General features: G+C 67.2%; 16 protein-coding genes. All 16 read right to left on the minus strand.

What is annotated here, in order from left to right; translation table 11 throughout:
* The coding region (locus NGR01S_RS29500; RefSeq protein WP_245664836.1) for an NAD-glutamate dehydrogenase domain-containing protein at positions 1-1,152 on the minus strand (1,152 nt) is incomplete at its 3' end.
* A gap of 219 nt (positions 1,153-1,371) precedes the next feature.
* The gene (locus tag NGR01S_RS29505; protein ID WP_063042676.1) at positions 1,372-2,244 is read right to left on the minus strand and encodes a zinc ribbon domain-containing protein; all 873 of its coding nucleotides are present in this window, start codon (positions 2,242-2,244) and stop codon (positions 1,372-1,374) included.
* A gap of 27 nt (positions 2,245-2,271) precedes the next feature.
* Entirely contained in the window at positions 2,272-3,405 is a 1,134-nt protein-coding gene (locus NGR01S_RS29510) for a hypothetical protein (RefSeq protein WP_063042677.1), read from the minus strand.
* A gap of 109 nt (positions 3,406-3,514) precedes the next feature.
* On the minus strand, positions 3,515-3,862 hold the full coding sequence (locus NGR01S_RS29515) for a helix-turn-helix domain-containing protein (RefSeq protein WP_245664832.1): 348 nt from the start codon (positions 3,860-3,862) through the stop codon (positions 3,515-3,517).
* A gap of 23 nt (positions 3,863-3,885) precedes the next feature.
* Positions 3,886-5,613: a type VII secretion protein EccE gene (gene eccE / locus NGR01S_RS29520; protein WP_245664833.1), complete on the minus strand. Its 1,728-nt coding sequence runs from the start codon at positions 5,611-5,613 to the stop codon at positions 3,886-3,888.
* Positions 5,610-6,974: a type VII secretion-associated serine protease mycosin gene (gene mycP, locus NGR01S_RS29525; protein ID WP_245664834.1), complete on the minus strand. Its 1,365-nt coding sequence runs from the start codon at positions 6,972-6,974 to the stop codon at positions 5,610-5,612. The genes eccE and mycP overlap by 4 nt, the downstream gene beginning before the upstream one ends.
* A complete protein-coding gene (eccD, locus tag NGR01S_RS29530) occupies positions 6,974-8,512 on the minus strand; it encodes a type VII secretion integral membrane protein EccD (RefSeq protein ID WP_063042679.1) in 1,539 nt (512 codons plus the stop codon). The genes mycP and eccD overlap by 1 nt, the downstream gene beginning before the upstream one ends.
* Positions 8,509-10,209, minus strand: coding sequence for a CpaE/TadZ family protein (locus tag NGR01S_RS32750; RefSeq protein ID WP_245664835.1), 1,701 nt, complete (start codon positions 10,207-10,209; stop codon positions 8,509-8,511). Before NGR01S_RS32750 ends, eccD begins: the two co-directional genes overlap by 4 nt.
* A gap of 30 nt (positions 10,210-10,239) precedes the next feature.
* A complete protein-coding gene (locus NGR01S_RS29540; RefSeq protein ID WP_063042681.1) occupies positions 10,240-11,088 on the minus strand; it encodes an ESX secretion-associated protein EspG in 849 nt (282 codons plus the stop codon).
* Positions 11,089-11,119: 31 nt separating this feature from the next.
* Positions 11,120-11,431 carry a WXG100 family type VII secretion target gene (locus NGR01S_RS29545; RefSeq protein ID WP_063042683.1) on the minus strand — a complete coding sequence of 104 codons (312 nt, stop codon included), beginning with the start codon at positions 11,429-11,431 and terminating at the stop codon, positions 11,120-11,122.
* A 50-nt stretch (positions 11,432-11,481) separates the two neighbouring features.
* The gene (locus tag NGR01S_RS29550; RefSeq protein WP_063042685.1) at positions 11,482-11,898 is read right to left on the minus strand and encodes a WXG100 family type VII secretion target; all 417 of its coding nucleotides are present in this window, start codon (positions 11,896-11,898) and stop codon (positions 11,482-11,484) included.
* 43 nt (positions 11,899-11,941) lie between these two features.
* A complete protein-coding gene (locus NGR01S_RS29555) occupies positions 11,942-13,297 on the minus strand; it encodes a PPE domain-containing protein (protein ID WP_063042688.1) in 1,356 nt (451 codons plus the stop codon).
* A gap of 30 nt (positions 13,298-13,327) precedes the next feature.
* Positions 13,328-13,663, minus strand: a complete 336-nt coding sequence (locus tag NGR01S_RS29560; protein ID WP_063042690.1) for a hypothetical protein — start codon at positions 13,661-13,663, stop codon at positions 13,328-13,330.
* 118 nt (positions 13,664-13,781) lie between these two features.
* Positions 13,782-17,795 carry a type VII secretion protein EccCa gene (gene eccCa / locus NGR01S_RS29565; RefSeq protein ID WP_063042692.1) on the minus strand — a complete coding sequence of 1,338 codons (4,014 nt, stop codon included), beginning with the start codon at positions 17,793-17,795 and terminating at the stop codon, positions 13,782-13,784.
* Positions 17,792-19,348 carry a type VII secretion protein EccB gene (gene eccB, locus NGR01S_RS29570; protein ID WP_063042702.1) on the minus strand — a complete coding sequence of 519 codons (1,557 nt, stop codon included), beginning with the start codon at positions 19,346-19,348 and terminating at the stop codon, positions 17,792-17,794. Before eccB ends, eccCa begins: the two co-directional genes overlap by 4 nt.
* 104 nt (positions 19,349-19,452) lie before the next feature.
* Positions 19,453-21,210 carry a type VII secretion AAA-ATPase EccA gene (eccA, locus tag NGR01S_RS29575; RefSeq protein WP_063042704.1) on the minus strand — a complete coding sequence of 586 codons (1,758 nt, stop codon included), beginning with the start codon at positions 21,208-21,210 and terminating at the stop codon, positions 19,453-19,455.
* Between the last annotated feature and the right edge of the window lie 872 nt (positions 21,211-22,082).

Below are 22,082 nucleotides of genomic sequence, written 5' to 3' on the forward strand. Positions count from 1 at the left end.
GTCCCCATCACGACGCACCACCCGCTCCGGCGGGAGCACGGTTCCGGTGCCGCGTTCGACATTGTCGGTCAGGTCGAGCAGCCCGGAGATGAAGGTCCGGTAGCAGGACACGCCCTCGGCGAACAGTGCCTGCCGGTCGGCGGCGGCGTCGCCGGTGGTGGCCGGCGGGCGTTTCACCACGAAACCACCCTTCGCCCCCACCGGCACGATCACCGCGTTCTTCACCGCCTGCGCCTTCACCAGACCCAGGATCTCGGTCCGGAAATCCTCCAACCGATCCGACCACCGCAAACCACCACGCGCCACCGCACCGAACCGCAGATGCACACCCTCCACCCGCGGCGAATACACGAAGATCTCGTACTTCGGCCGCGGCTGCGGCAACAGGGTGATCGACTGTGGATCGAACTTGAGGGAAAGATGCGCGGGCGGTTCGCCGTCACCGTCGCGACGGAAGTAGTTGGTGCGCAGGGTCGCGGTGACCACATTGAGCACCGCGCGCAGCACCCGGTCGGTGTCCAGGCTGACCACCGCATCGATTTCGGCTCCCAGCCATTCCGCGATACCCGCGGCCGAGTCGGCGTCGCCGTCGGGATCGAAATACGCCTCGAACAGGCGCACGAAACCGCGGGACATATCCGGATTGGCCAGCAGCACCCGGGTGATACCGGCGGCACCGTAGGAGAATCCGGCCTGCTTCAGATATTTCGCGTAGGCACGCAGCACCACGACCTGACGCCAGTGCAGCCCGGCCCGCAGGATCAATTCGTTGAGCGTATCGACCTCGGCGACACCGAACCACATGGCTTCGAATGCCGCGGTGAATCTCTGCGCGATCCCCTGGGCGCCCGGGCTTTCGGGCTGATCGAGATCGGCCTCCAGCTCGGGATCCAACTGGGTACGTAGCACCGCCGAGACCACGCGTAACCGGAAATCGTAGATCCAGTCCGACCGGTCACCGTCGGATTCCAGCTGATAGGGCCGTTCGTCCACGACCTCCACACCGAGGCTGTGCAGCACCGGCAGCACCCGGCTCAGCGAAACGCCCTCGCCCGCGGCGTAGAGCGTGAATCGCCACTCACCCGGCGGCGCTTCGGCCGTACGGTACAGCGCGGTCCGGAAACGCGCCGACCCCAGTTCGTCCGGATCAATCCGGAATCGCATCGGCGAAACTGTGTCCTGCATTGTCGTCACCGTGATCCGCGCCTTTCCGCTTCGGTTTCGAACTTCTTCACCAGGCACTCTACGCGTTTAATGTGCCACTGTATAGCGGTACGTTACGCGTGTGTAAACCGTCACCGGATCCGGCGCGCCGGGAAGAAAGCGCGCCGATGAGATGTTCGCCACCACACAGCCTTCGGATGGCCCGCGCTACGGATGCAGCAGACCGGACCGCATCAGAAAGGTCCGCGCGCCGGCGCTGTCGGTGAACGCACCGGTGTCCACTCGCAGACCCGACCGGGTATCGGCATACCAGATCGCCGCGGAGGCGCTGATCGCCGCGAACACCTCACCGTCGGATACAACGGTGCCGCCGGCAGAACGCCATTGCGTGACCGCCTGAGCGAGCGCGGCGGGCGCGGCGGCCTGCACCTGGAACGCCAGCTGCCGCCCCCCGGTGATCTCACCCATCAGCAACGGGCTCCCGGAGTCGAGTACGCAGCTCTGTACGCCGTCGGTCTCTTCGTGCGGACGGCACGAGGCGGACTGCAACGGAGCGGGGAGCGCGGAAACCGCGTCGGTGGCCGCGATGGGCCCGTTCGGGCCGAATCCGGGCGGTCCGGTGAGCGGCGGGCCGGTCAGTGTGCACGACTTCACCATCAGGAAGGCGAGCACCAGCAGCACCGCCACCGCGACACCGCCCGCCGCGCGCCACTGCCATTTCGGATGATGCTTCTGGACGACGGCTTCGGTCTCGTCCACCAGATGCGAACGGAGGAATCCGAGTACTCCGTGCCGCCCGTGGTGATGGCCGGACTGTCCGTGCACCGGGTGCTCGGCCTCCGGCCGATCCGGCGGCACCGCACCGTGGCGGTGGTGTTCGTGCGGCCGGCCGGCCGGCGCACTCGCCCGGCCGCTCATCTCGGCCGGATGGGTGCCGAGACCACCGTGCGGGCCACCCGGCGCCACGGCACCACCGTGGGCCGGCGGCGGGCCGCTCTCCGGGAGCGGCGCACCGCAATTGGCGCAGGCCGAAGGCCCCGCGGCCGCGGTATGCCCGCAGTACTGGCAGCGGACCGTCATCGGCGCACCCCGTGTCTCATACCGGCCTCACTGCCCGGTGATGACGATCGAGGAGATCGCCACCGTATTGCTGGAGCTGTCACCACTGGATTTCAGGACGGTGAGCGTGATCTCCGAGGTCTTGATAGGCGGCTCGATCCGGGTCACCACCAGTGACCGCTGATCCAGGGTCTCCTGGGTGTAGGTGGTCTTGTTGTCGTCGTCGAACTGATACGAGACACGGCTCACCGTCCGGTATTTCGTCCACTGGTCGGTGCCGTCGGTGCCCACATGGTCCCAGCCGGGCACGATCGCGATCGAATCGATCTCGTACTCCTGGCCGAGATCGATCCGCAGAACCTGACCGTCGATCTTGTACGCGCGCGGGCACAACCATGCCTTGCCCGGTTCGCCGGAGAAGGCGTCCATTCCGTCGGTGCCGCCCGACGGGCATTTCGACTCCGCCGATTTCGGAACGATGGTGCCGCTGCCGGGCGGCTGTGGGGTCTGGGGTGCCGGCTGGGCCGGCGCCGGGGAAACGGCCAGCGGCTGGGTCTGTGAAGTGTCCTCTTTCCCGCCGGTGACCACCAGTAGCACCACGATCAGCAGCGCCACCACAGCCGCGATCGCGAGGGCGACCCGCGGTTTGCGCAACTGATCGGCGACCTCACGGGCGATTTCCCGCGGCGTCTGCCGCTCGGCGCGAGCCGGCTCGCGAGCTTCCGATTGCTCCGGCGGCGCCTCGGGCGGTGCGGTCGCGTTCAGCCGGTCCGCGACACGTTCGGCGTTATCGGAGGCGAAGCCCGTGGAACCGTTGCCGGGGGCCTGCCCGCTGAGCAACGCGTTGATCCGCTCGCTCGCCGAAGGCCCCGCGGTCGAGCGCCGCGGCCGCGACCCCGCGACACCGGAATCCGGTTCGGCGGCAGGCATGTCCAGCCCCACCGGCGACGGAGGGTCGCCGGGCTCGGCCACCACATCGCGGACCGGCGCCGCCGGCGCGAGCAGTGATTCGTCGAAGGCGATCTCCGGCCCGCCCGGACGCGAGATCGGCTCGGCCTCGGGCGCGGCGGTCTCCGTAGGAGTGTTGCTGCTGGTGAGCCCGAAAGCCGGATCCGCCAGGAGGGCATCCAGAATCGCGCCTCGATTGCGGAGAAATACGTCTCCGGAATCCGCATCGGGCATAGCCGAAATGGTATCGGTTACCGCCCCGGCGATAGCCTCATCATTCCCAACAATGGGGACTCGACAGGCCCGTGTCGAACGGTCCGCCGGGGGTGCCGAACCGCCCCGTTCATCGTGTCTTCTCTGCCGTCACGAAGTACTCGGGCGGTACATCGAACACCCGCGCCAACGCGATGATCAGGTCCAACCGTGGGATGGCGTCGCCGTGGATCAACCGGTACAGACCCGACTGCGAGACCGGCACATCCGGATACGCGAGTTCCAGGTGCTGGGCGAGCGAGTACAAGGTCAACCCACGTGTCGACCCGTCCTCGGTGGACACCACCGATTCGGCGATCAGTTCCGAGAGCCGGCTGGAGAAAATCGCCGCGGCCGCCTGTCTCGGTGTTTGCTCCTGTACGCCGTCCGGGTTGTCGAATCTGCCACTGCCGGGTTCGGGATCCGCTACCACGGTCATCGAGATTACCTGCTCTGTCCTAGTCACCGGGCCGGATATCCATGAGGCCGGGTCACCGGAACGGTCCGTTCGGAATTACCGGGTGGCGGGGAAACCGTCGGCGGGCGGTCGCTGTGGTCGAGAAAGCGGGTCTCGCCGCGCGGTTCGACCAAGTTCACCCGGACGGTACGCATCGGGATCCGCACATCCAACTGTGCCTCCCCTACCTGTTCGATCGACAGATCCACCGAGCCGCGACGCGGGCTGCCCGGATCGCTGATCGATACCGTGGTCGGCGCGGCCGACGCCTGGGGCGGCAGCTGATCGAACACGGTGATGGCGGCATGCGCTCCCGGCTCCTCGTCGTCGGCCCCGGCCAGCCGCAGCGACCTGGCATCCCCGACCGCGGTGACGAGATGCTGCCACCGCTGAGGACGACTGGTGTGGACTTCGATATCGGCGCCGACCACCGTGGCCCGCAGTACCAACTGCTGGGCGACCGGAAGCATGGCGTGCACGTCGACGGTCCGGCGACGGGGATTGTAGGGGGCCGGGTCGTACAGTGGTAGCGCAAGCTGATGCCGGGTCTGCCCGCTGATCGCACCGAGGATCTGGCCGTTGGGGCCGATCGCGATCGACAACTCCCGGCCCAGCTCCGGCGAAGCCTCCTCGACGGTGTTCTCGTCCCGGGTCAGCACACGCAGCGAAACACCCGTGGGCAGGGTGGAGCGGAGCGCCACGGATTGCCGCCCGGGCAGCCGCCGCAGATAGTCCGGTAGCACCTCGGTCATAGCCGGACCGATATAGCGCACCACGGCGCGGGGACCGTCGGTACCCGACAAGCTGACCACCAGGGTGGTGCGTCCGCTGTTCCAGGTCCAGCAGTCGTCCAGACCCGAGTCGTCGAGTTCGGACCAATCGATTCCGAAGCTGGTGACAAACCGTCCCGGCACCGAGGTCTTCACCCGGTCCCATTGCTCGGTCAGATCGCCGAGCTCGACACCGGCGTGCAGCAACCGGGTCGCCTCGACCATGGCCGCCGCAGGCAATGGATGCGCCGCCATACCGCGTTCGCGCAGACGCCCGGCGATTCGATGTGCCGCAGTGGCGAGCGTCCGGGGGGCGACGACGGCGCACGGACCGCGCGCGGCCAGCGCTTTCAGGTTCCGGTGCTGATCGAGCCGGAGCACCAGCCAGGTCAGCCGGTTACCGACCACCGGATGGGAACCGATCAACTGGTCGTAGAGCATGCTGTAACTACCCGCCGCCCGGACCCGCTGGCCGGTCGTGACGATATCGATATCGATACCGATCCCGTATTGGTCGAGCATCGGCAGCAGACTCTCCACCGCGACGGTGTCCTCGGTGTAAATGGTCTGCTCGGCGATTACTGTGGGCAGGTCGAGATTGGGGGCGAGCTGGATCATCGCGACCAGCACGTCTCCGTCCTCCACCAGACCGCACAATCCCGCCGGCACCTCGATATCGCGCAACGAGGGCTGCGCGGTGAGTAGTTCCGCCCGGCCCGATCGCCCGGTCCGGAAGTCGAGCCAATCGAGGAACCACCGTATGGGCGTCCGGCCGCGGAACCGCACGATCACCGTGAGCAACAGTCCCGCGACGATCGCCGCGGCACCCCACAACGGCAGATACGCGGACAACCCGGCCATCACCACACTGCCTCCGATCGCCATAATCGCGAACGGGCCGCGTTCCACTCCGGCGACCCGGCGGTCCGGCCCTCGGACCGCTCGCTCCGCTGTCGAGATCACCGCCGCTGCCTCCGCCGCGAGTTCACACCGTAGGTCGCGGTCGCGCCGATCAGTACCGCCGCGCCGATCACGATCGCCGCGGTGATACCCGGTCTGCCGTCCGGAGGCCGGGGCGGTGGCGGTAATTCCAATCCGGCCGCTTGGAACAAGCCCTCGGGAGGTTCGGGCGGGGTCCGATAGCTCAGCGCCGCGATCGGGTCGATCATCCCCGCTCCCACCGTATTGTCGATACCTCGCGCCGGCGCGTGCGCGCTGGCGGTGAGCCGGGCGGTGATCTCGGCGGGAGTCTCGTTCGGGAAGCGCGAACGCAGCAGGGCCGCGACGCCGGCAGTGTAGGCGGCGGCGAACGACGAGCCACCGACCGGCACCAGTTTGTCCGGGGCGCCGACCCCGTTGATCAAACCGGCCGAACCCGGGCCCAGCGATTCGATACCGGTACCCGGTGCGGCCACGCTCACCCACGGGCCCATCAGCGATTGGTCGGTGACCCCGCCGTACGCGGTGGTGAATCCGACCGACAGCACCGACTCACCGAAAACTCCGGGCACCGAGGCCGTTCGTACATATTTCCAGTTCCGCGGATCCGCCGGGCGGCCTGGATCGTAGTCGGGGTTCTGGGCGCACCCGGGACTGTCGGAATTACCGGCTCCAGCCACGATCAGCGACCCTCGGGTGTGCACGGCATAGCCGACCGCTTCGGCCAGGACACCGAGGTCGACACCCGAATCCACTGGCAGGCAGACCGGCAGCGGCACCACGATGATGCCCGCTCCCAGATTTGCGGCATGGGTGATCGCCCGGGACAGTGTCCGCACTTCCTGAGCGAGTCGTTCCCGCTGATCGCCCGAGCTGCGTTCGACCCGGAAAGCCACGGACCGGTAGCGGATCGACAGGATCCGCGCATCGGGCGCGACGCCGGTGAAACCGTCCGCGGGATCCGCGGCACTGCCGATGATGCCGGCGATGAGCGTCCCGTGCGCGTCACAGTCCTGTAGTCCGTCGCCACCCGCCGCGACGTAGTCGCCACCGCTCACCAGATTGGGCAGTCGCGGATGCGGGGTCACCCCGGTATCCACGACAGCGACCGTGACCCCGGCGCCCCGGCTGAGCGTCCGGGCGTCGGCCAGGTTCAACGCCAATTCAGAAGGAGGCGTACGGGAGACGTCGGTATTCTCCAGCACACCCGACGCCAGACAGCCGCTCTCCTGTTTCGTCGGCAGTTCCGGTCCCGGCGGACCGTCCGGTGGCGCCACGCCGACGACCACCTCCGGTGGTACCAGGGCGGCGGCCGGTCCGGCCCCGGTATCCATCGCCAGGGTAATCAGTGCCGCCGCGGCGGCACCGATCAGACGCAGACGCATCAGATCCCTCGCATGGCGGTGTACACACCCATGATCCAGAAGGCGGTCACCGGAACCACGAGGATCAGCGCGTACTCGATCAGGTCGGTGATCCGCCGGGTCACCGGTGTCAGTCGCTTGCCCGGCAGCCGCAACGCCGCGGCCAGCGCGGAGCAGGCGATGAGAGCGGCGACGAGAACGACGGTCAGGCGCGCGAACGAGCTCTCGTAGGCGCCGACAAGTACGGCCGCGACGCCCAGCACCGTGACCGCGGACCCACTGATCAGCGCGATCGCCTGCACCCGGTCGGGGTACCAGCGCGAACGCATGGCCAAGATGCCGGCCACCGCGGCGCCCATCACGATCTCCCGGATTCCACCGGGACTGACCGCCGCGCAGATCACTGTCGATACCGAGAGCAATCCGGAGACCGCGACGATGAGGCCGCGCAGGCTCGTGACGGCGAGCCGCGCCCGGCTCTCGATACCCACCTCGCGGCTGCGCCGCGACTCTTCCGCGGCCGCCGCGACCTCGGCGTCCTGCTCTACATCCCGGTGGGTTTCGGCATCGAAGATATCGGTGAGCGTCGCGGGATTCACCTCGTTACCGGGGTCGGGCAGATCCGGCGGCCGGATACGGGCGATGACCACCGCGATCCGAGGCGCGAGCGTGAGCAGTACGAGTCCGACGAATACCGCGCCACCGGCGACCTGGCGAGTCACCAGGTCGAAATAGGCCAGCGGGAGGACCGTCAGCGTCACCGTGATACCGAGCACGGCGACGCTCATCAGCGTGGCGATCCCGGTTCCGGTCAACCGCATCATCGCCATGGCGGCGACCGCTGTCACCACCGCACCGGCCACGATATTGGCGGGCGCGAACGGCCCCGGCTCACCGTATGCCGGTGGTACGAGCATGGCGCTGCCGGCGAACAGTAGCGGGATCGCGGCCAGACCCGCCCCCAGCGAAATGCGCCGGGCGGCACCGCTACCCCGGATCGCGACAGCCGCGATCCAGCACAGCACTCCCAGGAACAGCGCCGGCAGGCCACACCACAGCAGCGAACCGGACTGTGTCCAGGCCCAGGAGAGCATGGCGGCCAGGCCCACCGAGCCGATACCGAAGACACCGAGGCCCACCACCGCGGCGGTCTCGGCATCGAACTCGGCGAACTCGCGTTCGTTGATGAGCGCGAGGGCATCGGTGATGTCCTCGACAACCGGGGTGAAGACTTCGGCCGATTCGACCGGCGCCAGCATGAGCACCGTACCGTCGACGATGTCGTGGTCACCGAGACTGCGCCAGCGCGGGATGGGTGACTCGCCCGGACGCGCCAGGCTCCACTGGCCGTGCGGCGGGGTGAAATCCACCTCCTCGTCACCGATCGCGGTCGCGAGTACGGTCACCAGGTCGTCGATGAAGGTTTCCACCGTGAACTTGGTCGGCACGACCACATCCACCTGGTAGCTGGACACCATCACGGCGACCCGCGCTCGCGCGACCTCGGCAGGAGCGGCGCTACCCGCCGCCGACGGGGCCGCTGTCTGCACAGCGGTCACCGCATTCCCCCGCGCTCGCCGCTCGAGGGTTCGGCGACATAGCCGGGGAAGTCGTCGGCCAGATCGGCCGCGAGGTCCTCGAAGGCCAACAAGGTTTCTTTCTCGAGCATGCGCAGATCGATCTCACCGCCTTCGGCGAGATGCGGATCGAAGGGAATCTGAATGGTGGGCCGCTGCGCCGAAGCGAACAGCTTCTCGATTGCCTCGATATCCACCGTGGGTTTGACCGGATGCTGCCGGACGATCGCCACCACCGAGGTGGCGATCAAATGGTCGAAACCGTGCGAACTGAGCCAGTTCAGGGTCGCGACCGCACCGGTGACACCGCCGACGGTCGCGGGGGTCACCACGACGACCGCATCGCTGGTACGCAATACCGAATCGGTCGACGAATCGAGCACTCCGGTTCCACAGTCGACCACGAGCAGATTGTAGTGCCGGCGCAGGATCTCCACACCGGCCTGATACTCGTTGCCGGTCAGGGCCTCCGCCGCGTCGGTGGTCCACGGCGATGCCACCACGGCGAGATCGGCGGTATTGACCGAGGTATAGGAATGCACCGCCGAGAAGGAGTCCAGCCGCCCCCCGGCCTGCGCGAGATCCCGCAGTGTGAGACCGAACTGATGCCGCGTGGTCCGGCTGGACAGATCGCCGAAATCCGGGTTGGCGTCGATGGCGACCACCCGGTCGGGCCGCAGCTTCGCGAAGGTCGAACCGAGACCGGCCGTGGTGGTGGTACGACCCACGCCACCCTTCACACTGACCACCGCGATCTGGTATGGCACGGTGAGTTGCCGGCGGATCCGATTGCGCCGGCTCTCCGCCCGCTGTTCGGCCGGCGAGAGGCCCAGATTGAAGCCGACCTTGTTCAGTGCCCCCCGCATACCCTTGTTCGAGCGCAGATGGGCCTGGCGCACGGCCGCGATCTCGGCGAGGAGTTCCGCGGATGCCAGCGCCGGAGGCAGCACCTCGATACGCCCGGTCGAATCGTAGGACGGCCGGTGGATCCGATCAGGGACACGCGACGGATCGGCGACAGGGCGCCCGGTGGCCGGGTCGGTGGCCGCCATCGGGGAGTAATCGGCGTAGTACTGCGGGTTTCCGGTGTAGGCGGCTCCCGCGGCCGGCGCTGCGGCCGGGGGCGGCTGAGCCGGGCCCGGCGACTGCGCCGCGGTATCGGGGGGCGGCGTCGCCCATCCCGCCGCCGGTGCGGCACTCGGCTCCGGCGGCCCGGGCGGGGGCGGCATCGCCGCTACCTGGGCGTTCTGCTGGCGGCGCGCTATAGCCCGCCGTTCCTCTTCCGCGGCCTGCTGATGGGCCGTGGCCGCCCGCTGCCGCAGATCGGCCAGATCGCCGTCGGCCGCGGGTGGGCCGTCGGGAGCCGGAGCGCCGGGCGGTGGCGGGGAGACCGCGGAAGGCGGGGAACCGACGGTGTGCGATGCGGGCGCGGGTCCGGCCCCCGGATCCGGAGACGCTGCCGAACTCATCTGATCGGTACCTGTTTCCGGTGCTGTCGGCGATTCGGCGCCTGAGGTGGAGGCCGCGGACGGGATATCGGGGCGGGGAGGAACCGGCAGGGCAGCGGCCCGGGACGCTCCGCTACCGGGATGATCCTCTAGCTGTGCGAAGTAGGCGTCGTAACCGCCTTTGGCGAGCGCAGCGGTTGCGTCGCCATTGGTTGTCGGTGCCCGGTTCATCTCACCGTCCTCTCATCCAGCACTGGAACGTCAACCGGTGCGCGCGGTATCGAACCAGCTCCGGCCGGGCAGCAGCTCGGCCAGACCGTTGATACCACTGTGCAGGGCGGGATCGTCACCCGGCCGGAAGGTCGACCATATCCGGCCGTCCAGCGCCCTGCTGGGTGTGATGACCAATCGCCCTGCGAGCGTGTCCAGCACGCTCAAACAAGCGTTGAAGTCGGGGGTCGTCGCGCCACCGTCACGGTGTTCGATCATGAGCACCTCGGCCCGGCGGACGATCTCGTCCATCGCCCGGGTGAGCACGCTCGCCGTGCGCGGCTCCGCACCGAGTTCCCGCAGCGCCGACCTACGGCCGTCCGGATCGACCGGAATCTCCTGCAGGTCGTCGATCGCGATGCCGAGCGGTTCGAAGCTCAGCACCGGATAGTCGCCCAGCGCCGATCCCACTACCGCCGCCAGTGTATTCAGTTGTCTGCCCTGGTGGAATACCGACTGGATGATCACCTCGTCATCGCAGCGCACCGCGAGTACATGCGCCTCCCCCGCGCGCACCAGCGACATGCGCAGCATGGTGGGGGTGTGTCCGCCGCGGCCGTTGTCGATCACCCGGACCACCAGTTCGACATCCGGGCGCTCCAGGCACCGGAGCCAACCGGCCACGACCGGATGTACCTCACCGCCGACGAGGATCCCCGCCTCGGTGAGCTGTTCCTTGACGACCGCCCAGACCCGGTCCCGATCGTCGATCCGATAGATATTCGGCATGATGGCAAGGACCGGAGGATAGGTGTCGATGCCGACCATGTCCTTGAGGACAAGGGCGGCATCGACATTCAGGTCGATGGTGACCGGATCGCTATCCGCCGGTCCCGCCATCTCGGTAGCGCCCGAGGGTTGGCCGAACAAATTATCCCACGAGACCCATGAACTTGTTGGCGACCAGGTTGTCGGCACCGTCGATCATGCCGCCCTTGGTCGCCACATCGATCACCTTGCCGTTCAGGCCGGCCAGGCTGGCCTCGTAGGAGTCGAGCCGCTTCTCCAGTTCCAAGGCGACGGTTTCGTACCCGCCGGCACCGGAACCCTTGAATTCGTCGAGCAGCATCTGCTTGAGACTGCGCAGCTGGCCGAGGTTGTCCTGCATACCGCCGAGCACGGACTTGACTCGCACGGTGACGTCGTCGACCTGTGCGTAATTGGCATAGATGGGATTGGTCATCGGAACCAACCTTTCTTACGAAGATTTGGAAATACGGCCTGCCGGGCCGATCAGAAGTTCAGCGACACCTTGCTCATATCGCGGTTGCCGACGCCTTCCACGGCGTTGTTGGCCCAGGTGCCGCTGGCGCTGCCGACATCCAGCGAACCGTCGGCACCGAAACGCGCGGCTCCCTGGAGGTCGAGGTCACCGAAGTCCACACCGCTGGCCTGGATCGTGTCCATGATGGTCTGGAGGAACTCGGCGACCTTCTTGCCTGTTTCGTAGGCGTTACCGAACGCGTTCTGGACCGCGGTGCCGGTCTGCCCCTTCAGGGACGTCTGCAGATCCGACTGCGAACCGGCGAGTGCCTGCAGGTGTCCCTCGAGCGTGCCCAGCGGGCCGGCCATTTTGGTGGCCACCGCCTTGAGGGTGTCCTCACTGGCCTGTGTGATACCACTCATATCACCGGACAGAGTGCCAGCCATGGTGTTCTCCTTTTCGATAAATCCTCAGCGAACCCCGGACGACTCACCGGGAGCTCTCTCTATTGTCTTGTTCCACCTCGTCATCGAGGCGATCGAGTACTCCCACGAGTGAAGAATCGATCAGCAGTTCCGCTTCGGGTTCCTCGTCCTGGTATTCGATGACACCGATCGCGGGCGGCCGCTCGAGAACCGGCACCTCGAACTGCTCACCCGGGGTGAACACCTTGCCGGTCCGCTCTTCCTCCTCCTTCCTGCGCCGCCGCATCCGCGCCGTCGGCGCGGAAACCCGTTTGGGAGCGTTACGCACCGGCGCGCCGGTGGGGGCTCCGGAGGAGGCACCGAACGGGGTACCGGAACCCGGCGTCCAGCCGCCGGGTAGCCGGAAGCCCGTCGCAGCGCCGGGCATCATCCCGATACCGCCCCGGGCCATACCGAGCGCGACGAGGCTTCCGGCCCCGCCGCTGAGGCCCGCGAGGGTCGGCGAGGTAGGCGAAGTGCCGTACAGGCTTTCCGGATTCGCGGAGTCGAGCCCGTAGGACTCCGTACCCGGTCCCATCGCGGATTCACTGCCGATCGGCTGCTGGATATCGGACACCGGCTGGTCCGGGGTGGCCTGGGTCGGCGGCTGTGTCGGGTCCGTGCCCGGATCCCCACTGCCCCCGTCGCTGCCACCGGTCGACTGGCCGGGGTCGCCCGTGGACTGGGTGGGGTCGCCTGTGGTCTGGTTCGGATGGTGGTCGCCGGTCAGCACATCGCTGTTCGGGCCGTTGGTCAGCAGATCCTGCAGTGGACCGCTCGTATCCGGCGGGTTCACCGGGCCGGATCCATCGGGTGCTACCACGATCGGCGGCGGCGGTTCGATCGGGATGGAGAGCAGGGTCGACACGACTTCCATCGCACCGGCCTCGTAGGCCATCATTCCGGCCCCGGCTCGCAAGCGAAGCACCATGTACTCTGCTTCCGCCGCGGCGACGGCCGCGGTCGCCACAGTGCCCGCCGGAGTGCCGGCGGTCGCGGCCGCCGCGGTGGTGGCCGCGACCCGTTTGGCGATGGCGGCCAGGATCTCCACCCGCGAGGGGATCGCCGCATCGACCGCCCGGTGCAGCTCGGCGGAGGCGCTCGCCGCCTTGGACAGGAAGCTGGCGACGGCCGCCTGCTGACGGACCCACTGATTGTGTTTCCGAAAGGCCGACTGGGCGCGCTGTGTGCTCAACCCGCCCGGCCAAGCCTCGGCCATGGTGGTCAACAGGCCGTCCGTTCCGGACGCCGCCGAGTCCAGCGCGGTCTCCACGCCGTCATAGGCCGTCGACGTATTGATGAGTGGCAACGCTCCGGGCCCGTCGTCCATCATGTTCCGGATCACCAGTGGGTCCAGCGCGAAGTATTCGAAGAACGGCATTCGCAGCTCCGTTCCGCAGCGGCTGGTGGATCAGTTGCCGAAAACCGCGCCGGCGATCGATGCGCCGGCCGCGCCGACACTGGCACCACCCGTGTTATCGGTGAGTTCGAAGGTCATGCTCGCCGGTACCAAGGTCTCACCGCCACGCAATTTCTCGAGGACACCGACAGCGAGCATTTGGAAGTACGCGGCCTGCATGAGATTGAAGCCCGCGCTGAGCAGGAGACCGGGGAAATGCGCGCCGGTGGGCTCGGGCTGTGCCCAGGGAGCGGCGGAATGCATGAAGCCCGAAAGGGTGGACTGCTCGGCGCTCACCTGAGCGCTGATCCCGGGGAACTGATCGGTGAATGCTGAGAAGGGGACCATCGATGACTCCGATCGATTGTTGCCTGCTACCGCGTCCGGAGCGGTACACCAAGAACGCTAAGCCATTCCCAATCTTGGGGAGTCCCGCTCATCGGCCGGACCGCGGACTCCCGATCGGCTACGCGTCGGGTAGCCAGGCCGCCTGGACCAGGTCCTTCCGCGAAAGCAGCGGCTCGACCAGAATGCCTCGGCCCACCGGCTGTTTCGTCGGTTTCACATCACCGATGAGCATGCCGTCCAATTTCGACCCGTCCATGATGAAGCCCGAGGAATTCAGGTTCTTCACCTGCCCCAGCACACTGTCGTACATGGCCGAATCCGCCTGGGCGATATTGCGCGCGGCGACCAGATGGAAACCTGTATCGCGCCCGTCGACGATGATGTCCTTCAACGGATCGAGCGGATTCATCTGACCACGCTGGGCCACCATGTGATAGTCGTCGACGACCACGAAGATCTCGGGGCCACTCCACCAGGACCGGTCTTTCAATTGCTGCGAGGTGACCCCGTCCGGTGGGCGCCGGGTGCGCATCTTCTGCACGAACGGCGGCAGGTTCTCCACCAGGTCGCGGGCACTGGTGAGGTATCCGACCAGTTGTTCCGCCGGCAGCGCGTCCATGTGCTGGCGCCGGAAGTCGACCAGCAGCACCCGGGCCTCCTCCGGGGTGAACCGGGTGCGTATCGATTCCAGCAGCGCGGCCAAGGCAGTCGATTTGCCGCAGCCTGACGAACCGAGGATCACGAAATGGGTGGACACGCCGAAATCGATGGTGGCGGGCGCGAGGTCGGATTCGCGAATACCGAACGGCACCACCAGGCGCTCGGCCAGGTTCGTCGGTTGCGGAACGCGCGCCAGGATCTCGGGCATGGTTACCTCGCCGGGCAGCAAGCGTACCTCGGGTGCGCGACGGCCCGAGAAGGTCTGGGTCAACTGGCTGATCGCCGCGTTCAAACCGGCCGCGGAGGTCTCGGCATCACCGTTGCCGTCGGTCCGCGGTAGCGCGGTGAGCATATGGAGTGCCTCGTTCGAGACACACCGGCCCGGCCTGTTCGGCGGTACGGCGGCCACCACGGCGCGGTGCGAATTGAACACGGTGTCGGTGAGATCGCCGAGCCGCATCTCCAGCCGGGTCTGGATCAGATCCTTGATCGCGGGCCGGATCGCCGCCCAGCGAGAGCTGCTGATCACCAGGTGGACACCATAATTGAGTCCCTGCAGAGCGATGGACTCCATGGTCGGCATGTATTCGTCGTAATACGGTCCGTTGACCGCGAACCCGATATCCCAGCCGTCTACCACGACGAACACGTCACCGTGTTCATCGCCGTAGGAGGACAACTCGGCCGCGGACTCCGGGACACTACGGCGCCGGCGGAAGTCGCGCATGGAGTCGATGCCGAGGTGATCGAAAAGCGCCTGCCGGGAGGCGATCAGATTGCGGATGAGCGCGAAGGTCCGCCGGATCCGATCCACGTCCCGGGCCGATGCCACCGCACCCACATGCGGCAGCGTGCGCAGGGCGGACAGACCGCCGGAGAAATCGAAGCAGTAGAACTGCGCCTGCTCCGGGGTATGCGTGAGCGCGGCAGACAGGATCAATGTCTGCAGGGCCGTGGATTTGCCCGACTGCGGTCCGCCGACGACCGCTACGTGGCCGCCGGCACCGGAAAGATCCACCGACCAGACATCCTGGCGCTGCTGACGCGGTTTGTCCACGATTGCCCAGGGCAGGACCAGTCCACCCGGTTCCGCCGAGGCGATCAGCCGATCCAGGGTGGGCGGGACACCGAGCGGGGGAAGCCACATCTTGTGCGCCGGGCGGCCGTGCCGGCTGAACTGCTGCAGCACGGTCTCCATCACGCTGACCGGTTCGCCGTCGGTGTTCTCGGGTTCGGCGGCCCGTACCGGCTCCACCACCTGCACCGGACGTGTCTCGGCGATGTAGGAGGCCGTGAATCGCTGCGGCGGTTTGTAACCTCCACCGGGGCGACGGGCACGTTGCGCGCCGGAGGCGGTCGTCTGGGCGGGCGCGGTATAAGGGGCGCCGACATAAGCCGCCTGGAAGCGCTGCAGATCGCCGGCTCCGACCCGGAGATACCCCGAGCCGGGTTTCTTCGGCAAGTGGTAGGCATCCGCGGTGCCGATGGCATCGCGCGAATCGCTGGTCTGGTTGGTGCGCAGCGCGATCCGGTAGGACAGGTGCGCCTCGAGCTCGCCCATCCGGTTGGCGGGGACCTTCTGCGAGGAAAGCAGCAGATGGATCCGCAGCGAACGGCCCAGGCGGCCGATGGCGACGAACAGCTTCGAGAAGCTCGGATGCTGTTCCAGCAGTTCGGCGAATTCGTCGAGAATGATCAGCAGGGTGGGCAGCGGTTCCAGCCGCGCACCCTGTTCCCGCGCCCGCTCGTAGTCGGCGACGTTCGCGAAGTTTCCCGCGTCACGCAGGATGCGCTGGCGGCGGCCCATCTCGCCGTTGATCACGTCCTCCATACGGGTGACGAGATCGGCTTCCTCCTCCATGTTGGTCACCACCGCGGTCACATGGGAGAGCCGGTCGAAACCGAGGAAGGTCGCGCCACCCTTGAAGTCGACGAGCAGCAGGTTCAGCACATCGGGTGAATGCGACGCGATGGCGGAGAGCACCAGGGTTCGGAGGAATTCCGATTTGCCGGATCCGGTGGCACCGATGCACATCCCATGCGGGCCCATACCTTCTTCGGCGGACTCCTTGATGTCCAGATGCACCAGCTGCCCGGTGGGGTCGTGACCGAACGGGATATTCAAGCGGTTGCGGTCGGCGTCGCGGCGGGTGGGCCACTGGCGGTCCACCCGGATATTGCCCGGGTCGGTGATTCCGAGCATGTCCTCCCAGGAAGTACTGCCACTGGCCTGCTCGGCGGCCACGGCCTCCACCACTGTGGAGAGCCGGTACGGTGACAGCCTGCGCGCCACCGCGGTGGCCTGCGACACCGACATCGTATCGGCGGTTCCGACCAGGCGGCTCCCGCGTGGTGTCTGTTCCTCCAGGGCGCGTTCCGCGGTCACGGTGAACTTCAGCGAGCGCGGCAGTGATTGCTCCGACTCCCCCAGACGCAACCAGGTGCAGCCGTCGATACCGGAGATATCGCGATCGGTGTTCGCACCTCCGGATTCCACGAGCAGGACGAAATGCGATTTGTCCAACGCCGGTTCATTGTTCGCGGAGAACGGGCCACGGTTCAGCCCGGCGAGCACCTTGGCCCGCAGTTCGGCCACGGTGCGATACACCATACGGCTCGGCCCGATCGCGTCGTTATCCGCCGGATGTTGGGTATGCGGCAGCCATTTCAGCCACGACCACTGCGGATCGTCCGGATCGTGGAGAACCGCCGCGACCGCGACCTGGTCCGGCCCGTGCAGGACCGCGATCTCGGCGATCATGGCCCGGGCCAACCCCGCGATCGCGGCCGGATCACCGTCGAGGCCGACCAGCGGCGCCGACAGCAGATTGATCGCGACCGGCATACCCCCGACCGTCGAGTACGCCTTCGCGAACCGAGTCAGCTCGACGACACCGACCGGATCCAGATCCGAGGTGGGGGCCGCTTCCGGGACGATCACCCGGACCTGGTTGGCGATCCGCCCGCGCCCCATGCGCACCCGCAGGAACTGCGGATTGGCGACCTGCACCTCCCACATCCGTTTGCCACCGACCAGGCGGCCGAGTCCGGCCGGGCCGGGGTGGGTGTAGGAGAGGTACTCGTAGAGTTCGGTCTCGGCCTCGTGCACGGTCTTCCGGTTGTCGGTGATCGACCGCAGGTAGTCCTTGCGTTCCTCGTTCAGTCCCGCCGCGGTGCTGTTGGCACCCCCGCCACCACCCAGCTGCCCACCGAGCATGCCGAACATGGATACGACCATCATCATGGGGAACATCAGCATCATCGGCGACATGGCGCGGCCGCCGGAGAACATCATGGCCATCATGCCGACCATGGCCGCCAGCATGATCACGGGCATGATCATCTTGAGCTTGGACATCGGTACCGGCCGCGGCAATTCGGTCGGTGGTTGCAGGCGCAGTTCGGTCACCGCCGGTGCCTTCGGGCCGCGCACCATCCGGGCCGGACGGACGAAGCGGCGTGTCGCGGTCATTTCCTGCCCGTCATCTGCACACCCGTCATATTCGTCGGTATCCCGTCGTGCTGGATCATGGCGTCACCGACCGAGAGGGTGGGGCCGACCGCGAACAACGAGACAATGCTCCAGGGGGCCGTTATCGGTTCGCGCAATCCCAGTGCGGACAGCGTCGGATCGTTCTTGCCGCCGCCCTTCATATCCGCGCCGATACCGTATCGAACCCCGCTGTCGGAGATCCAGAACAGCGATTCGCGCAGGGGCGATCCGGGTTCGGCGCCGGTCACCTGCACGAACTTCCCCGAGGTCCGGGGCAGATACGCGTAGTCGGCGGTCGCGCCACCGGAATAGGGCGCGGTCACCAGCCCGACTGTGCGCCCCTGTTCCTGTTTGGTGAGCGGCAGCTGCCGGCCATAGAGCAGACGGGTGTGCGCGTCCGGGTCGGTACCCGTGCGCTCCCAGTGATAGCAGGTGACCAGGTCCCGGATGGGATCGAGGATCTCGACCGGCTCGGCCGGATAGGTGGCGGTACCGGGCCAATCGCCCGGGCGCAGATTCGCCGCCGCGACATCGGGCCCGACGGTACTGGTCGCGACCGCCCCGTGCGAATTCGAATTGCGCACGATCGAGGCCAGCACCGCGCTGACCCGTACCAATCCGGCATTGGACACCAGGTAGTAGGCAGCGGGCTGATTCGGGAGGGACACCGTGACGATCGATCCGACCACCGCGTCCAAGGACGGTTTCAGCGTCGCGGGCGATCCGGCACCGGGCACATCCGGGACCCGGATCGGCGCGACCTCGGGTATCGCCCCCAGCAGACCCGGTGAGGCCGCGGCCACCTGAACGCGGCTGTCGATCCCGAGCGCCAGCATCACCGGCGAATCCGAGAGGTTGATCTCGGCCCGGACCACACCCTGCACCGGATCGGAGTACACGAGCCAGGTGGCGTCGTCGCCACGCAGCAGCCGGGCCTGCCGTCCGCTCAGTTCGTGTACGGCGTCGTCGTCGACGGTGAGTGGTCCGGCGATGGCGGTTGTCAGCACCGCCGAACGCAACAGTGTCGGTAGGCCGGTCTTCGGGTCCACCGGAGCGGCCGCGCCGGTGCGGGCGGTATCACAGACCGTCCACTCCGAATCCTTCTCCGCTTCGTCGCTGATCTGTCCCGGAGCGCCCGGGATCCCGACCCACGGGCCGCGCGGATACTTCGCCAGTTCGTCGGGTGACACCTTCACCGGGTTGGCGGCCTGACCCACGATCAGCCGCGCGGAGGTCAGGTTGAGTGCGGGATGCAGCCGCTCGCCGAGCTTCACGTACAGGGCACCGCTGTCCTTCTCGGCGATGATCGGCGAATCGCCCACCGGCTTGGCCGGTTTGAAGAAGGCCAGCACAGCCGCGCCCGCGATACCGATGCAGGCCAACGCCACCCCGATCGAAAGTGCCGTCGACCGGCCTCGCGACGGATCATCGATCATCGATGCGTCGCGGCGGACCAGGGCATGCTCGATCCGGTGTAGCAGAAACCGCCAACCCGAAACCTGGTGCTTGGTCACCACCCGGAAGCGTGCCACCGGTATACGTTCCCTTCCGCCGACCTCGGCCACAACCTAACGCGCACCGCGAAACCGGCCACTCCCCAAGGATGGGAACAGCCGGTCGGGACGAGTCGCGGACGCTACTTGCCGACGGGTGCCAATCCTTGGAGCGCGGCGGTGATATCGAAGGCGTCAACTGTCATGAGTTCCTCGTCGGTGAGCGCCGCGATATCCACATTGTCCCGGGTGAACCGGAAATCGCGCTCGGCCTCGGCGGCTTCGACAACGTTGCGCACGAAACGGCCGTTGCCGGCGAGATCGATGAGACGCCGCCCGTTCTTGCTCTGCTCCGACATCATCGTGCATCGGTCGCGCAGTACCTCGCGCGCCTGATCCGACAGGATCGAGTCCTTCTTCGACGCGATGTGATCGGCGATCTGGACGAGCTCGGCCGGATCGTAGCTGGGGAAACGGACCCGCTTGGTGAACCGTGAGGAGAGGCCCTCGTTCGACTGCAGGAACCGGTCTATCTCGGCCTCGTACCCGGCGATGATCACCACCAGCTTGTCGCGGTCGTTCTCCATCCGGGCCAGCAGTGTGTCGACCGCTTCTTTACCGAACGCGTCGCCCCCGGACAGCCCCTCCTGGATCAAAGTGTAGGCCTCGTCGATGAAGAGCACGCCACCCAGTGCCGAGTCGATCAGAGCATTGGTCTTCGGGGCGGTATGCCCCAGATGGGTGCCGACCATATCGTTACGTGACGCCTCGATGACCTCCGCGTTCTCTACGACCCCGAGCCCCGCGAAGATCTTGGCGATCACCCGGGCGATGGTGGTCTTACCCGTTCCGGGCGGCCCCGAGAAGATGAGGTGGTTGGACCGCGAATCGACCGCGAGCCCGCGTTTGGCGCGGACCTGGTCCATCAGCACACCGGATTTCAGCCGGTCCACCTGCTCCTTGACCGAATCCATACCGATCTGCGACTGCAGGAGCTTGGAGGCCTCCTCGAGCAGTTCGTCGCGTTCGGCCTTGGCCGCACTGGCCGCCACCTCGGCCGGGTCGTCGCCGGATCTGGCATCCCAGATATCGGTCCGCGAAGCGACCACCGCGGGGGTGGTGACCTCGAGCCGGAAGTTCTTGTCGCGTACCGCCTGCTGCCAGTCCGGCCGGTTGGGCCACAGCCCGGAACCCTGCAGGCCCTTGAGGATCTTGTCGGCAGCGTCGTGGTCCCCGTTGTGCCGCAGGATCATTCCGAGCAGGTAGTGGGCGTCGGCCCAGATGTAGGACAGATTGCCGGACTGGCTATCCTCCACGATCCGCTGGGCCCGCGGCAGCGCTTCGCCGAATCGTCCGAGGTGGGCCAGTGCGCTGGCGGCCATGAGCTCGGCGGCGATATCGAGCAACCCGTCCTCGAGCACGGGTTTCGCGGAGCGGGCGCTGAGCACATCGGGCCAGCGGCCGGTCCGGTAGAACAGCGAGATACGGGCGAATTCGGCCACGTCGTCACCGCGCACCTCGTCCAGGATCGCGGCGGCCTCCTGCCACTCCCCGCCGTCGGCGTAGGCACAGGCCTGCGCGATGGCGATCTGGTCGCGGTCGGCCATGGCGACACGCAGTCCGAAGACACCGATCTCCACCTGACACCAGAGGGCACGGTCCACCAGACCGGCACGCTGCTGGTCCCGATAGAGATTGTGCGAGGAGCGGTAGGCACCGTAGATGACCTCGGAAGTGACCTCCCCCGCCATAGCCCGGCCCAGCCACGCATCGCACATATCCGGATCGAGATCCGTTGCCGCTGTGAACGCCGCGCGAGCATGCTCTTCGTTGCGCACCCCTCCGGCGACCAATCCCAAACTCTGCACGCCCGTGTAGAACGCGTCTTCGGCCGCTGACACCTCGGACATCCCTTCCGCCGACCCTCGTCTGCTCGCAGGGTAAGCCACCCGGCCCGGCAGCGGGGCAGACCATTTCCCAGCACCGGGAAGACGGGTCTTCCGCAAGAAAGCCTCAGTGAGGTAGATCGGTGCGGATTTGCAGGAGCTCGCGCACATCCGCAAAAATTCGGACAAAAGCCGCGACACATCGCCGGCCATCCCACCAGTGAATGTACCGTAATCCAGCGTTAAAATATCTTTCGATCCCATACCGGACCGAGGTGCGGGATCAGCCGTGCGGCCGACCGGCAATCTGCGATCCAGGGCCGGTCGACGCACGAACCATCAAGATCCTGACCGCATTCCGCGCACAGACGAAGCCTTCCTGCGGCAAACTATGCGCAACCCAAATCGGACAAATTCCCCCCACTGGCAATAGTGCCGTTATTGAACGGCACGTTATCAGGAGCTATAGTCGGGCGGCAGGTCACCAGTTCCCTCATCCCTGATGACCTCATCCGCGGCGGCCGGTGGAAACAGCGAGCCACCGGCCGCCGCACCTCATCCGATCTCAACCGCGCGGCGGCGGACCCTCGTCCGCGCGAGCCGGAGCCGACACGGCCGGAGCATCGACAGCGGCCGACGGCGCCGAAACCACTTGATCCCGCGCATTCGTTTCAACTCCAGCGCTCTCCCGCGTCGCACTCCGGCTCCGGGCCTCCGAGGTGGCGGGCGGCGGAGTATCCCCGGCCGCGGCCACAGCGGGAGGCGGCGGAGTGCTCTTCTCGGCGGGGCGAGCCCACGGCGTCGTCGCCGGCTGGGGGCCGCCGGCCGGTCGCACGGCCCACGGGTTCGGCCGTACCGCGCGCCGGCGCCGGCCGCCCGCCGTCCGG

Origin of the sequence: Nocardia grenadensis NBRC 108939, from assembly GCF_001613445.1 — a bacterium.
In the GTDB taxonomy this organism is placed as follows: Bacteria; Actinomycetota; Actinomycetes; order Mycobacteriales; family Mycobacteriaceae; genus Nocardia; species Nocardia grenadensis.

Coding starts and splice junctions, on each gene's coding strand:
- NGR01S_RS29545 (WP_063042683.1), bottom strand. CDS start 11,431: ATGACCAATCCCATCTATGCCAATTACGCACAGGTCGACGACGTCACC.
- NGR01S_RS29555 (WP_063042688.1), bottom strand. CDS start 13,297: ATGCCGTTCTTCGAATACTTCGCGCTGGACCCACTGGTGATCCGGAAC.
- mycP (WP_245664834.1), bottom strand. CDS start 6,974: ATGCGTCTGCGTCTGATCGGTGCCGCCGCGGCGGCACTGATTACCCTG.
- NGR01S_RS29540 (WP_063042681.1), bottom strand. CDS start 11,088: ATGGCGGGACCGGCGGATAGCGATCCGGTCACCATCGACCTGAATGTC.
- NGR01S_RS29510 (WP_063042677.1), bottom strand. CDS start 3,405: ATGCCCGATGCGGATTCCGGAGACGTATTTCTCCGCAATCGAGGCGCG.
- NGR01S_RS29505 (WP_063042676.1), bottom strand. CDS start 2,244: ATGACGGTCCGCTGCCAGTACTGCGGGCATACCGCGGCCGCGGGGCCT.
- NGR01S_RS29515 (WP_245664832.1), bottom strand. CDS start 3,862: ATGACCGTGGTAGCGGATCCCGAACCCGGCAGTGGCAGATTCGACAAC.
- NGR01S_RS29550 (WP_063042685.1), bottom strand. CDS start 11,898: ATGGCTGGCACTCTGTCCGGTGATATGAGTGGTATCACACAGGCCAGT.
- NGR01S_RS32750 (WP_245664835.1), bottom strand. CDS start 10,209: ATGAACCGGGCACCGACAACCAATGGCGACGCAACCGCTGCGCTCGCC.
- NGR01S_RS29560 (WP_063042690.1), bottom strand. CDS start 13,663: ATGGTCCCCTTCTCAGCATTCACCGATCAGTTCCCCGGGATCAGCGCT.
- eccCa (WP_063042692.1), bottom strand. CDS start 17,795: ATGACCGCGACACGCCGCTTCGTCCGTCCGGCCCGGATGGTGCGCGGC.